This is a genomic window from Halomonas sp. Y3 (assembly GCF_024137965.1).
Taxonomy (GTDB): domain Bacteria; phylum Pseudomonadota; class Gammaproteobacteria; order Pseudomonadales; family Halomonadaceae; genus Halomonas; species Halomonas mongoliensis.
Genome location: NZ_CP099975.1, coordinates 1,151,512 through 1,164,851, shown reverse-complemented (window position 1 = coordinate 1,164,851; position 13,340 = coordinate 1,151,512). Strand labels below are relative to the sequence as shown.

General features: G+C 69.9%; 10 protein-coding genes. 1 reads left to right on the top strand and 9 read right to left on the bottom strand.

What is annotated here, in order from left to right; all coding sequences use genetic code 11:
- Positions 1 to 126: 126 nt before the first annotated feature.
- Entirely contained in the window at positions 127 to 1,527 is a 1,401-nt protein-coding gene (locus NHL60_RS05565) for a PhoH family protein (RefSeq protein ID WP_253449971.1), read from the top strand.
- A gap of 67 nt (positions 1,528 to 1,594) precedes the next feature.
- Here the strand turns inward: NHL60_RS05565 and NHL60_RS05560 are convergent, their stop codons facing one another.
- The 9 genes from NHL60_RS05560 to NHL60_RS05520 form a co-directional block, all read right to left on the bottom strand.
- A complete protein-coding gene (locus NHL60_RS05560; RefSeq protein WP_253449968.1) occupies positions 1,595 to 3,409 on the bottom strand; it encodes a proton-conducting transporter membrane subunit in 1,815 nt (604 codons plus the stop codon).
- Entirely contained in the window at positions 3,406 to 4,911 is a 1,506-nt protein-coding gene (locus tag NHL60_RS05555) for a complex I subunit 5 family protein (RefSeq protein WP_253449965.1), read from the bottom strand. Before NHL60_RS05555 ends, NHL60_RS05560 begins: the two co-directional genes overlap by 4 nt.
- Entirely contained in the window at positions 4,908 to 6,356 is a 1,449-nt protein-coding gene (locus NHL60_RS05550; protein WP_253449962.1) for a complex I subunit 5 family protein, read from the bottom strand. Before NHL60_RS05550 ends, NHL60_RS05555 begins: the two co-directional genes overlap by 4 nt.
- On the bottom strand, positions 6,353 to 7,015 hold the full coding sequence (locus NHL60_RS05545) for a hydrogenase subunit MbhD domain-containing protein (RefSeq protein ID WP_253449959.1): 663 nt from the start codon (positions 7,013 to 7,015) through the stop codon (positions 6,353 to 6,355). Before NHL60_RS05545 ends, NHL60_RS05550 begins: the two co-directional genes overlap by 4 nt.
- A gap of 88 nt (positions 7,016 to 7,103) precedes the next feature.
- On the bottom strand, positions 7,104 to 8,306 hold the full coding sequence (gene trpB / locus NHL60_RS05540) for a tryptophan synthase subunit beta (protein ID WP_253449956.1): 1,203 nt from the start codon (positions 8,304 to 8,306) through the stop codon (positions 7,104 to 7,106).
- 159 nt (positions 8,307 to 8,465) lie between these two features.
- On the bottom strand, positions 8,466 to 9,134 hold the full coding sequence (locus NHL60_RS05535; RefSeq protein WP_253449952.1) for an alpha/beta hydrolase: 669 nt from the start codon (positions 9,132 to 9,134) through the stop codon (positions 8,466 to 8,468).
- Positions 9,135 to 9,219: 85 nt separating this feature from the next.
- A complete protein-coding gene (locus tag NHL60_RS05530; protein ID WP_253449949.1) occupies positions 9,220 to 10,989 on the bottom strand; it encodes an SLC13 family permease in 1,770 nt (589 codons plus the stop codon).
- Positions 10,990 to 11,273: 284 nt separating this feature from the next.
- On the bottom strand, positions 11,274 to 11,480 hold the full coding sequence (locus NHL60_RS05525) for a cold-shock protein (protein ID WP_010629501.1): 207 nt from the start codon (positions 11,478 to 11,480) through the stop codon (positions 11,274 to 11,276).
- A 200-nt stretch (positions 11,481 to 11,680) separates the two neighbouring features.
- Positions 11,681 to 13,333 (bottom strand): GMC family oxidoreductase, encoded by a 1,653-nt coding sequence (locus NHL60_RS05520; RefSeq protein WP_253449947.1) that lies wholly within the window; start codon positions 13,331 to 13,333, stop codon positions 11,681 to 11,683.
- Positions 13,334 to 13,340: the final 7 nt, after the last annotated feature.

The window sequence follows — 13,340 nt, the reverse complement described above, 5'->3', positions numbered from 1 at the left end:
AACAGGAGGGAGGATCAGCGCCGCACGACACCGTCGGCCCTGTCACTTTCCTGACATCGTGCGCTGACAGTGTCGACATAGGGACGTCACATGACGTCCATCTCGCGACCAAAGGAGAGCTGCGCGATGGTACGCATCGACAAGAAGGCCACCCGTCTCTACGTGCTGGACACCAACGTCCTGCTCCACGACCCAGCCGCCCTCTACCAGTTCGATGAGCACGAGGTGGTCATCCCCATGACCGTGCTCGAGGAGCTCGACAAGCACAAGAATGGCGCTCGCGAGATCGCCCGCACCGCCCGCCAGGTCAGCCGCACCCTCTCGGACCTCACCGCCAACGTCGGACTCGAACAGATCCGCGACGGCATTCCCATTGTGCGCCTGAACGGCCCCGAGGGACGCCTGCGGCTGCTCTGCTACACGGACCTGGAGCCCCGTACCGGTCTCGACGACAGCCCCGACAACCGCATTCTCGCCGAGACCTGCCGGCTCTGCCGAGAGCGCCAGGATGCCTCGGTGATCCTGATCACCAAGGACATCAACCTGAGGGTCAAGGCCGCCGCCCTGGGCGTGCCGGTGGAGGACTACCTGACCGACCGGGTCTTCGATGACAGCGACGCCATGCTGGAGGGAGTGCGCGTCTACCCGGACGCCGGCAGCGAGCTCTGGAACGGCCTGGCCCTGGAGGTCAACGTGGAACGCGACGAGCGCCGCGTGACCTACCATCTCGGCGGCGAGATCCCCGCCGACTGGCACCCCGGCATGCTGGTGGCCGACGGTGACTGCGAGGCCGGCTTCGAGGCCGTGGTGCGCGAGGTGGGCCCCCGCCGCGCCCAGCTGGCGCTGCTCACCAACTACCGCCACGGCGCCAGCGTCTGGGGGGTGCATGCCAGCGACTGCCGCCAGAACTTCGCCCTCAACCTGCTGATGGACGACGACATCGACCTGGTCACCATCGCCGGCAGCGCCGGCACCGGCAAGACCTTCATGACCCTGGCCGCGGCCTTCCAGCAGACCCTGGACAGCAAGCGCTTCGAGCGCATCGTCTTCACCCGGGCCCCCATCTCCATGAGCGAGGATATCGGCTTCCTGCCCGGCACCGAGGAGGAGAAGATGTCACCCTGGATGGGCGCCTTCCACGACAACATGGACAACCTGCTGCGCGACGAGGATGGCGGCTCCAGCTGGGACAACGGCGCCACCCGCCAGCTGCTCGGCTCCCGGGTGCAGATCCGCGCCCCGGGCTTCATGCGCGGTCGCACCCTGAACGACACCTTCCTGATCATCGACGAGGCCCAGAACTTCACCCCCAAGCAGCTCAAGTCCCTGGTCACCCGGGCCGGGCGCAACACCAAGATCGTCTGCCTGGGCAACGTCGGCCAGATCGACACCCCCTACCTCACCGCCAACACTTGCGGCATGGCGGCGGTGGTCCAGCGCTTCCGCGACTGGCCCCACGCCGGCCATGTGACCCTGAAGAGCGTGGAGCGCTCACGGCTGGCCCTGGCCGGCGAGGAGCTGCTGTGACGTGACCGGAACGCCACCCTGCTACCCGCGTTCGCCCGGGGCCCGAGGGATCTGAGGAGCAAGGAACTCAGGCGGCGCCGAACAGCAGCACCAGGGCCAGGCCGATGGCCACCGCCATGGTCAGCAGGGCGGCGTGGCGACGCAGCCAGCTCTCACCCTCCCCCAGCGCATCCAGCGCCGCGGTCCCCGAACGCTCAAGCTCCATCCACCAGGCTACCCAGCCTCCCTTGATCGCGGCCAGCCGCTCGCCCCCGGCCCGGGCCGCCTCCACCAGGCGCCCCGCTGCCCGGGAGAGCGGCCACCAGAGATCGCCCGGCGGCGGTCGATGCCAGGCCAGCGACACGCCCCGCCGAGTGAGCCAGATCGCCGGCAGCACCAGGGCCAGGCCCGCCAGCAGGGGCCACCAGAGGCCCGCCAGCTCTTCACGCGGCGGCGAGCCCCCCTCCGCGCCGAGCAGCGGCAGCCAGGCCGGCAGGAGCAGCCCGCTTGCCAGGAGCAGCAGCCAGGCCAGTGGCATGGGGGCGGAGAGCGGCATCAGGCCGTTGTGTCGTGCCTGACGCTCCCCCTGCCACTGGCACCAGAGGGTCCGCGCCATCAGCAGGGTAGTGCCCACCGCGGCCAGGGAGAGCCAGGCCACCAGCCCCGAATGCCCCCCATCGTAGAGCGCCGCCTTGAAGGTCCACTTGGTGGCGAGCCCTGAGCCCAGCGCCCCGGCCAGGGAGAGGGCCGGCAGCGCCAGCAGCAGCGCCAGGGCCCAGGCCGGCAGCCGCGGAGGGTGCTCGCCGATGCCTACGCCGAGAAAGAGCGCCCCCTTGGTGAGGCCATGGTGGGCGGCGAAGAGCACCACCGCGGGCGCCAGCGCCGGCCACAGGCCAGGCGCGGTGAGCCCCGCCCCCACCAGAGCGGCGAGCATGCCGAGCTGGCTGACGCTGGAGTAGGCCAGCACCGCCTTGGGATGGCGCTGACAGACCCCCACCAGGGCCGCGCCCAGGGCGCCGGCGAGCCCCACCGCGAGCATGGCGCGCCCCAGCTCGACGAAGCCTTGCGCCGCCGCCGGCTCCCCCAGCGGCAGGGTCGCCATCCAGCCCACCACCCCGGCCTTGACCATGGCGCCGCTCAGCACGGCGCTGGCCGGGGTAGGCGCTACCGGATGGGCCAGGGGCAGCCAGAGGTGCAGGCCCGCGACCCCCGCCTTCACGCCGAAACCGAGCCACAAAAGCAGACCGATCCAGACGCCGTGCTCCAGGTTGACGAGCCCCTCTCGCAGGCCGCCCAGGGTCAGGGTGCCCAGGCTGCCGGCGCCCCACAGCAGGCCCCCCAGGATCAGCCCCTCCCCGAGTACCGCCATGATCAGGTAGGCGCGACCGCCGGTCAGGGCATCTCGGGTGCCGGAGTGAATCACCAGGCCATAGGCGGCGAAGGTCATCACCGCGAAGCCCAGGTAGAAGCTGGCGATATCCTCCGCCAGCAGCAGCAGCAGGTTGCCGGTGAGGGTCAGCGGCCAGAGCAGCGCAAAGCGGGCCAGGCGAGACGCCGCCCTGTCGTTGCCGGCAACGGCCCGCTCGCCGTCGCCGGCCAGATAGCCCCGGGCATACCAGCCGGCGAGCAGCCAGAGCAGCCCGGTAAAGCCCAGCAGCACCCGGCGCGGCTCGTCCAGCACCCAGACGCCGCCCAGCAGCCAGGCCGACAGCGTGAGGCTGCCGTCGCCGCCCAGCAGGGCCAGGGCCAGGGCCGGCAGCGGTGCCGTGGCCCATAGCGGGTCAAGGGGAAAGCGCGCCTCGCCACGCCCGACCAGGGCCGCCATCAGCGGTTCGCGCAGCATCAGCAGCAGCGGCCAGAGCAGCGCAGCGATCATCAGGGCGGCGAAGATCTCCTGGCTCATGGCAGATACTCCAGGTTAGCCACCCGGGTCGCCCACTCCAGCGGCGTGTAGGGCAGCCCGGCGAAGAGTCCTGCCAGCACGCTGAACAGCGCCGTGGCCACCACCGGCAGCAGTAGCCAGGCGCTGGTCTCGAGGCGGCCCAGATGGCGCTCCGCGGGCCAGGTGCCGACGCCGTGGTCGGGGCCGGGCCGGAACCAGAGCCGGTAGAGGATCGGCAGGAAGTAGGCGGCGTTGAGCAGGCTGCTGACCATCAGCACCGCGATCACCCAGGGCATGCCGGCCTGGACGGCGCCGGTGCCCAGGTACCACTTGCTCAGGAAACCTACCAGGGGTGGCACGCCGATCATGCCCAGGGCGCCGAGGGTAAAGGCGACGCTGGTCAGCGGCATGCGCCGCCCCGCCCCGTCGAGCTCGTCGATGCGGTGGATACCGAGCTCCTCGGCGTAGTTGCCGGCGCAGAAGAACAGGGTGATCTTCATCAGCCCCTGATGCAGCAGGTGGGAGAGCGCGGCGATGGTGCCCAGGGGGCCGAAGAGCCCGATGCCCAGCACGACATAGCTCACCTGGCTCACCGTGGAGAAGGCGAGCCGCGGCTTGAGCTCCACCTGGGCCAGGGCGCGCAGTGAGCCGTAGAGGATGGTGACGGTGGCGACGGCGGCGAGGCCGGTGAGCAGACCCAGGGAGTGACTGAGCTCGGCGCCGTAGACGTCATAGACCAGCCGCACGATGCCGAAGGCGCCAGCCTTGACCACCGCCACCGCGTGCAGCAGGGCACTGACCGGCGCCGGCGCCACCATGGCACGCGGCAGCCAGCCGTGCAGCGGCACCAGGGCCGCCTTGACCCCGAGGCCTGCGATCAGCACCCAGAAGATGGCGATCAGGGTGCCGCGCTGCTCGGCGCCGAACTCGGCGAGGATCTCCCGCTGGCCGAAGCGGATATCCCCGGCCAGGGCGTGCAGCGCCACCATACCGATCATCAGCACCAGTCCCGCGGTGAGGGTGAAGCGCAGATAGAGGGTAGCCGCCGCCAGCGCCTTCGGATTGCCCCGGTGGGCCACCAGCGGATAGGTGGAGAGGGTCAGCAGCTCGTAGAAGATCAGGAAGGTGAAGAGGTTGCCGGCCAGGCTGATCCCCAGGGTGCTGGCCACGCAGAGGCTGAAGAAGCCGAAGAAACGCCGCCGATTGGGCGAGTCCTCCAGGTAGCCGATGGCGTAGATGGTGGTGAAGAGCCAGAGCAGCGAGGAGAGCCCGGCGAACATGATGCCCAGCGCATCGGCCCGCAGCACGAAGGCCAGCCCCTCCAGCACCGGGAACTCCACGGCGTAGGCGTGGCCCTGGCTGAGCCCGCGCACCATCCAGGCCACCAGGCCGATCTTGAGCAGGGCGGCGGCCAGGTTGAGCCCGGTGCGAGCGCGAAAGGCCCCCTCCGGCAGCAGGAAGATGATCGCCGCCGCCGCGAGCGAGGTGGCCAGGGTGGCCACCGGGAAGAAGGCCGCGCTCATGGCACCCCTCCCTCACGCAGCAGTGCCAGGGGCCACTGGGCCACCAGCCCCAGCCCCACGGCAGCCAGGGCCAGCAGCAGCGGGACGAGATCCGTGCCCCGAGGCAGCACCTGGAACTCGTGGCGCGGTGCCTCCTCCACGAAGGAGCAGCGCAGCACCCGGAACACATAGGCGGCGGTGAGCAGGGTGCCGAGCACCAGCACCACCGCCCAGAGCCACTGCCCCGCCTCCAGGGAAGCCTGCAGCAGCAGCCACTTGGCGGTAAAGCCGGCGCTGGGCGGCAGCCCCATCAGGGTGACGGCGGCCACGCCGAAGGTCATCAGCGCCAGGGGCAGGCGACGGCTGGTCCCGGCCAGCTCCTCAAGACGACTGGCCCCGGTGGAGAGCATCAGGTTGCCGGCGGCCATGAACATCGCCGCCTTGGCCAGAGCGTGGCCGGCCAGCTGCAGCCAGGTGGCCTGCCAGGCCAGGGCCGCCGCCGATGCCGCCACACCGGCCAGCAGCGGAAAGGCCAGCATGAGATAGCCCAGCTGGCCCACCGTGGACCAGGCCACCACCTGCTTGAGGGTGTCGGCGCGCCACGCCTTGAGCCCGCCCCAGAGCACCGCCGCCGCCCCCAGCAGGCCCAGCGCCCAGGCCGCGGTCACCGCCTCGGGCAGCAGCAGGCGCCACAGCAGGATCAGAATAAAGAAGGAGCCCTTGACCACCAGGGCGCCGTGCACCGCGCTGACCGGGGTCCAGGCGCTGGCGTGCACCGGCGCCAGCCAGCCGTGAAGGGGGAAGATCGCCGCCTTGAGCAGCAGCCCCGCGGCCAGCAGGGCCATGGCGATGCGGGTGACCGCATCGGGCTCGGCCACGGCGGCGAGCTCGGCCAGGGAGAGCGTGCCCCAGGCGCCCAGCAGCAGGGCCACGCCAAGCAGCCAGGCCAGGGAGCCCACCAGGGCAAAGAGCAGATAGCGCAGGCCGGCGCGAATCGCCTCCGCCTTGCCGGGCAGCAGCATCATGCCCACGGCGGTGAGCCCCATCAGCTCGAGCCCCACGTAGAGCAGCAGCAGGTCGGCGGCGACCCAGATCAGCCCCAGGGCTACCGCCAGGCCGCCCAGCAGCGGCCAGAAGCGGGCATGGGCGTCGACCTCCGGCAGCGCCGCGCGGCGGTGTCCCACCGCATAGGTAGCGCTGGCCAGCAGCACCAGCTGAGTGAGCAGCAGCAGCAGCGCCGCCAGGGGATCCAGGCGCCACTGCAGCGCCAGCCCCCCCAGGCTCAGCGAACCCTGTTGGGCCCCCTCCCCCAGGCCCGGCAGCAGCAGCAGGGTCATCAGCGGCAGCAGGGCCCCCGCCGGCACCACCCGGCGCATCTGCCGCGGCGGATGGCGCAGCGCCAGCAGCCCCAGCGGCAGGGGCGCCAGCAGCGTCACCCAGAGCAGCACACTGGGCCAGGCGCTCATGGCTCACCTTCGGATTCGAGGCTCACCTGCCCCGCCAGGGCGTGGAGGCGACGCAGCAGCAGCGCCCCCAGCACCGAGCCGACCAGCGCCACCACCAGGCCCACCAGGATCAGCCCCTGGACCTCGGGCGCGGTGCCGGCGAGTCCGGCCAGCAGCAGGAAGACCCCGGAGCCGAGCACATTGAAGGCGAGCAGCTGGCGCAGCAGATGGCGGTGGCGGGCGAAGGCCCAGAGGCCCAGCGCCATCACCGCGAGCCCCGCCGGCACCAGGGAGGCCAGCGCCGCCCGGGGCGGCACCAGCCCGCGTCCGCCCAGCAGCCAGCTGGCCGCCAGGCCGGCCAGTGCCAGCCAGGCCAGCACCCCCAGCAGGCGCAGCGCAGCGCCCCCCGACGCGGGCGGCGACTCGTCGCGGGATGGCAGGCGCGGCACGTCGCCGGCCCGTCCCAGCGCATGGAGCAAGGCCGCGCCGGTGAGCAGCGCCCCGAGCAGCGCCTCCGCGGCGGCCAGCCAGGGCGCCCCCAGCTGCCACCAGGCGATGGACATCACCAGGGCGAAGGCCACGAAGGCCAGGCAGGCGCGGCGCAGCCGGCGGTCGAGCAGGCAGGCGGCCGCCAGCAGCAGCAGCAGCCCCGTCAGGCTCCAGGCGTGCAGCAGGCTCAAGGCGCCTCCGCCCTGCCGGCAAGGATATCGCGCACTCCCCCGCTCACAGGCCGAGCGGTGCTGCTACGCAGATCGATAGCGCATCCACTCACAGGCCGAGCTTGTTCGCCACGTAATCGGCGTCCTTGTCGCCGCGGCCGGAGAGGTTGACCAGGATGTGCTGGTCCGCCGGCAGCTTGGGCGCCTCACGCATGGCCCAGGCCACGGCGTGGGCGCTCTCCAGGGCAGGGATGATGCCTTCCACCCGGGAGAGCGTCAGGAAGGCCTCGAGGCACTCGTCGTCGCTGGCGCTCTGGTAATCGACCCGGCCGATCTCCTTGAGGTAGCTGTGCTGGGGGCCCACGCCGGGATAGTCGAGCCCCGAGGCGATGGAGTGCACCGGCATGGGGTTGCCGGCCTCGTCCTCCAGCACATAGCAGGCCATGCCGTGGATCTCACCGGGCTTGCCCAGGGTCAGGGTGGCGGAGTGGCGCTGGGTATCGAGGCCCTCGCCGGCGGGCTCCACGCCCACCAGGTGCACGGACTCATCCTCGAGGAAGGCGGTGAACATGCCCATGGCGTTGGAGCCGCCGCCCACGCAGGCGGTGACGTGGTCGGGCAGGCGACCGTGGCGCGCCAGGAACTGCTCGCGGGACTCGCGGCCGATGACCGACTGGAAGTCGCGCACCATCTTCGGGAAGGGGTGCGGCCCCACCACCGAGCCGATGGCGTAGATGAAGTTCTGCGGGTCCTTGAGGTACTCCTCGAAGGCGCTATCCACGGCGTCCTTGAGGGTCGCGGTGCCCCGGGTGACCGGAACCAGGGTGCAGCCCAGGATCTTCATCTTGGTGACGTTGGGGTGCTCCTTCTCGATATCCACCTGGCCCATGTGGATCTCGCAGGGGATGCCCACCAGGGCACAGGCGGTGGCCAGGGCCACGCCGTGCTGACCGGCGCCGGTCTCGGCGATCACCTTGGTCTTGCCCATGAACTTGGCCAGCAGCGCCTCGCCCAGGCAGTGATTGATCTTGTGGGCGCCGGTATGGTTGAGATCCTCGCGCTTGAGGTGGATCTGGGCCCCGCCCAGCTTCTCGGAGAGGCGCCGGGCGTGAAAGATCGGGCTGGGCCGCCCCACATAGTCGGCAAACAGGCTGGCCAGCTCCTGCTGGAAGTCATCACGAACGCGGATCTCCTCGTAGGCGGCGTCGATCTCGTCCATGACCACCTTGAGCTCGGGTGGAATCAGCTGGCCGCCGAAGCGGCCGAAGTAGCCCTGGGCGTCGGGAAGGTTGGCGAAGGGGGATCTGCTCATGGTGTCGTGTCCTGCAGGCGTGCTGGAAATATCGGTCATTCAGTTTGCCGAGCCGCCCCGCGGCTGTCGAGGCGACATTGGGAGAGCCCTCAGCGGGCCAGAGGGCAGAGAGAGCCCTCAGCGAGCTTGACAGAGCCCTCAGCGAGCTTGACAGAACCCTCAGCGGGCCAGGCACTCGCCGAGCCAGCTGCCGATATCGCCCACCTGCTGGGGGCAGACCGCATGGGCCATGGGGTACTGGCGATAGCTGGCCGGGTAGCCCAGCGCCTTCACCTTGTCGAAGCCGGCGCGACCCAGCGCCTCGGGCACCACGGGGTCGAAGCTGCCGTGGTGCACCTCGATGGGCAAACCGCGATTGGCCTCGGCCAGCTCGATGGACTCGGCGGTGGCGAAGTAGGTGGACATGGCCAGCAGGCCGCCCAGGGGCTGTTCGAAGGAGAGCGCCGCCTGGTAGGCCACCGCCCCGCCCTGGGAGAAGCCGGCCAGGATGATCCGGCGGCTGTCGATGCCGTGGCCGATCTGCTCGCGGACCAGGCCCTGGATGCGCTCGGCGGAGGCCTTGAGCTGGGGCTCATCGACCCGGCGCCCCAGGTTCATCTCGAGGATGTCGTACCAGGCCGGCATCACCATGCCGCCGTTGATGGTCACCGGCAGGCGCGGCGCATGGGGCAGGATGAAGCGCACGCTGGCGTCGGCGGGCAGTGAAAGCGCCGGCACCAGGGGCTCGAAGTCGCTGCCATCGGCGCCCAGGCCGTGCAGGATGAAGACGCAGGCGTCGGCGGGCTTGCCGCTTCGGGGCTCGATGATCAGCTCACCGGGTTGGCTCATGGGACTCTCTCTCGCGGGGAAAAGGCCTCACCCTACCGCAAAGCCCGGTTGACGGCGAGATGCTGACGGCGAGATGCCCACCCCGTCAGAAGGGCCAGATGAGGGGAATCAGCGTCAGGGCCACCGCGGCGGTGATCAGGTTGAGCCCGCCCCCCACGCGCAGGAAGTCGCCGAAACGGTAGCCGCCGGGTCCGTGCACCATCAGGTTGGTCTGGTAGCCGATCGGGGTCAGGAAGCTCGCCGAGGCGGCGAACATCACCGCCACCACGAAGGGCATCGGGTTCACCCCCAGGCTTTCGGCACTGGCCATCACCACCGGAAAGGTGATCACCGCGGCGGCGTTGTTGGTGACCAGCTCGGTCAGCAGCGCCACCAGCAGATAGGTGCCGATCAGCAGCAGCAGGGGATTGCCGTCGGCCAGCCCCAGGGCGGCGTCCGCCAGGAAAGCAGCGGCCCCGGAGCTCTGCAGCGCCGCGCCCAGGCCGAAAGAGGCGGCGATGGTGAGCAGCACCTGGGTATCCAGCCCGCGCTTGGCGGCCTCGACGGTGCAGCAGCCGGTCAGCAGCACCAGCGCCGCCCCCAGCATGGCGGCGTTCATCATGCTCATCACCCCGAGGCTCGCCAGGGCGACCACGCCTGCCAGGATGCCCCAGGCCAGCCAGGCCTTCTCGTGGATCGGGCGCGCCGCGCCATTGAGCTGGCTGATCAGCAGGAAGTCACGCGACTGGCGATGGCGCTCGATGAAGGGCGGCCGCGCCTCCAGCAGCAGCACGTCGGCGGGCTGCAGGCGCACCTGGCCGAGGTTGCCCGCCACTCGCTCACCGCCGCGGCACACCGCCAGCACGGCGGCGCCGTAGAGGGTGCGGAAGTGGCCATCGCGGATGCGCTGCCCCACGAACTGGCACTGGCCCGACACCACCGCCTCCACCAGGCGCCGCTCCTTGAAGTCCTTCGCCAGGCTCGACTCGCCGTGACGAGAGGGCACCAGGCCGCGCACCTGCTGCAGCTCCACCGCCCCCTCGCTGGTGCCGGCGAACACCAGCCGGTCGCCGCCCTTGAGCCGTTCGCCGGGCCCCACCACGCTGACCACGTTGCCGTCGCGCTCGATCTCCACCAGGAACAGCTCCTGGAGGTGACGCAGCCCCGCCTCCTCCACCGTGCGATTGACCAGGGGGCCCGCCGGGTCGACCTCCATCTCGATGGTGAATTCGCGGGGGTTCTCGAAGGCCGCCGCGGCACCGCGACGCGCCGGCAGCAGCCGCGGCCCCAGCAGGATCAGATAAACGAGGCCGATCAGCGCCACCGGCACGCCCACCCAGGCGAGATCGAAGAGTCCCATGGTAAGCTCGGGCGAACGGTCCACCAGCAGGCCGTGCACGACCAGGTTGGTGCTGGTGCCGAACAGGGTGATGGTGCCGCCCAGAATCGAGGCGAAGCTGAGCGGCATCAGCAGGCGGTGGGCCGGCACGCGCACGCGGCGACTCCAGCTCAGCACCGCGGGGATATAGGTGGCCACCACCGGGGTGTTGTTGAGAAAGCCGCTCAGGGCCGCCACCGGCAGCAGCAGGCGCAGCAGCGCGCCGCTCTCGCGGCGCGGCAGGCCGAGTACGTGACGGATGATCAGGTCGATGCCGCCGGTCTGCCGAATGGCGGTCACCAGCACATACATGAAGGCCACGGTGAAGAGCCCGGTGCTGGCGAAGCCGCCCAGGGCCTGGGCCGGCTCGAGGATGCCGAGCGTCAGCAGCACCACCACCGCTCCCAGCAATACCACGTCCGGCCCCAGGCGGCTGAAGGCCATCAGGGGGAAGACCGCAAGCACGACGGCGAGGGAGATCCAGGCGTCCAGGGGCATGGCAGGTATCCGGTCAACGAGAGTGCCCCTATTCTGCCGCCCACCGATTATTCTAAAAAGTTCTTTGTAGAACTTCCCTTATTCCACAAATAGCCATAACGATCCTACCTTCCTGCGTGACTGCTCACCGCCCTAGCGGGCGAGTGGGCGAGGGTTCACGCGGATTTTTGCTGAGCCGGCTCCCCGGTGCCCCCTCCCCGGCCAAATGGCGCACACGCAAGAGGGCCCGCACGTGGCGGGCCCTCTCGTACTCCCGAGGGAGTCACATCAGTGTCAGCTGGCGATTAGCCGATGACCTTGATGTTGGAAGCCTGGAGGCCTTTCTTGCCCTGGGTGACGTCGAAGGAAACCTTCTGGCCGTCTTGCAGGGTCTTGAAGCCGTCAGCCTGGATCTCGGAGAAGTGAGCGAACAGGTCGTCACCGTTGTCGTCCGGAGAAATGAAGCCGAAGCCCTTGGTGTCGTTGAACCACTTGACAGTACCGGTAGCCATTATCGAATTCCTCAAATAGCGTTTGATTTTCCGGGAAATACCCGAGTTGCAGTGGGTAGAACAAGAAACCTTTCACCGGGAAATCGACACTAGAGCGTTTCGATGACCACTTGCGATGTTCGACTTGCTAACCAACTGCGCACAGCTTGCGCCCTTCGCGGTCGCAGGTCAAATACTATTTTGCGTCGATGACGAGAAAGTTACTCCCCGGCCAGGATCCAGGCCGCGGCCTTCTCGGCGATCATCAGCGTCGGCGAGTTGGTGTTGCCGCTGGTGATGGTGGGCATCACCCCGGCATCCACCACCCTGAGCCCGGCCACCCCGCGCACCCGCAGGTGCGGGTCCACCACCACCATGGGGTCGTCGGCCCGGCCCATCTTCGTGGTGCCCACCGGATGGAAGATGGTGGTGCCGATATCCCCGGCGAGCCGCGCCAGCTCCTCGTCGCTCTGGAACTCGACGCCGGGCTTGACCTCTTCCGGCTGGTACCTGGCAAAGGCCGGCTGGGCGGCAATGCGCCGAGTGACCCGCAGGGAGTCTGCCGCCACCTGGCGATCCTCCGGGGTGCTCAGGTAGTTGGGCGCGATGGCCGGCGCCCGGCGCGGGTCGCGGCTGGTGATGCGCACCGTGCCGCGGCTGGTGGGGTTGAGGTTGCAGACGCTGGCCGTGATCGCCGGGAAGGTGTCCAGGGGCTGGCCGAAGGCGGGCAGACTGAGCGGCTGGACGTGGTACTCGATATTGGGATGCTCGAAGGCCTCGGCGCTGCGAGTGAAGGCGCAGAGCTGGGAGGGCGCCATGCTCATGGGGCCCGTGCGCTTCAGCGCGTACTCCAGGCCGATCTTCGCCTTTCCCACCAGGCTGCCGGTCATGGTGTTGAGGGTCTTGGCTCCGCTTACCTTGTAGACCGAGCGGATCTGCAGGTGGTCCTGGAGGTTCTCCCCCACGCCGGGCAGGTCGGCGACCACGGGAATCTCATGCTCGGCCAGCAGGTCCGCCGGGCCGATGCCGGAGAGCTGCAGCAGCTGGGGCGAGCCGATGGCCCCGGCGGAGAGGATCACCTCCCGCCCGGCGAGGGCGGTCAGCTCCTCGCCCCCGCGCTCGACCCGCACCCCCCTGCAGCGGGGCTCGCCGCCCTCGCCGTCGGGCGCCACCTCGAGCCCCAGCACCTGGCTGGAGTGCCAGAGAGTCAGGTTCTCGCGTTTCTCGACGCCGCGCAGGAAGGCCTTGGCGGTGTTCCAGCGCCAGCCGGCACGCTGGTTGACCTCGAAGTAGCCCACCCCTTCGTTGTCGCCGCGGTTGAAGTCCTCGGTGCGCGGGATGCCCGCCTCCACCGCCGCGGTGGCAAAGTCGTCGAGCACCTGCCAACTCAGGCGCTGCTTCTCCACCCGCCACTCGCCGCCGTGGCCGTGGAAGTCGCGGTGGCCAGCGTCGGCGTCGCCGCCGGCGTCCAGGCGGTGATGGTCCTCGTGCCTCATGAAGTCCGCCAGACAGTTCTCCCAGCGCCAGGCCTCCTCGCCGGTGAGCTCGGCCCAGTGGTCGTAGTCCCGGGCCTGGCCACGAATGTAGAGCATGCCGTTGATGCTGGAGCAGCCGCCCAGGGTCTTGCCCCGGGGGTAGATCAGCGAGCGGCCGTTGAGCCCGGCATCGGGCTCGGTGCGAAAGCGCCAGTCGGTGCGGGGGTTGTCGATGCAGTAGAGGTAACCCACCGGGATATGGATCCAGTGGTAGTTGTCGCGCCCGCCCGCCTCGATGAGCAGCACCCGGTTGGCCGGGTCGGCGCTCAGGCGGTTGGCCAGCAGGCAGCCGGCGGTGCCTGCCCCCACCACGATATAGTCGAATTGTTGTTGTGTCATGGCGTGC

Bases quoted from the DNA above. Each gene is read 5' to 3' on its own strand.
- NHL60_RS05565 (WP_253449971.1), top strand. From the start codon at position 127: ATGGTACGCATCGACAAGAAGGCCACCCGTCTCTACGTGCTGGACACC.
- NHL60_RS05560 (WP_253449968.1), bottom strand. From the start codon at position 3,409: ATGAGCCAGGAGATCTTCGCCGCCCTGATGATCGCTGCGCTGCTCTGG.
- NHL60_RS05555 (WP_253449965.1), bottom strand. From the start codon at position 4,911: ATGAGCGCGGCCTTCTTCCCGGTGGCCACCCTGGCCACCTCGCTCGCG.
- NHL60_RS05550 (WP_253449962.1), bottom strand. From the start codon at position 6,356: ATGAGCGCCTGGCCCAGTGTGCTGCTCTGGGTGACGCTGCTGGCGCCC.
- trpB (WP_253449956.1), bottom strand. From the start codon at position 8,306: ATGAGCAGATCCCCCTTCGCCAACCTTCCCGACGCCCAGGGCTACTTC.
- NHL60_RS05535 (WP_253449952.1), bottom strand. From the start codon at position 9,134: ATGAGCCAACCCGGTGAGCTGATCATCGAGCCCCGAAGCGGCAAGCCC.
- NHL60_RS05530 (WP_253449949.1), bottom strand. From the start codon at position 10,989: ATGCCCCTGGACGCCTGGATCTCCCTCGCCGTCGTGCTTGCGGTCTTC.
- NHL60_RS05525 (WP_010629501.1), bottom strand. From the start codon at position 11,480: ATGGCTACCGGTACTGTCAAGTGGTTCAACGACACCAAGGGCTTCGGC.
- NHL60_RS05520 (WP_253449947.1), bottom strand. From the start codon at position 13,333: ATGACACAACAACAATTCGACTATATCGTGGTGGGGGCAGGCACCGCC.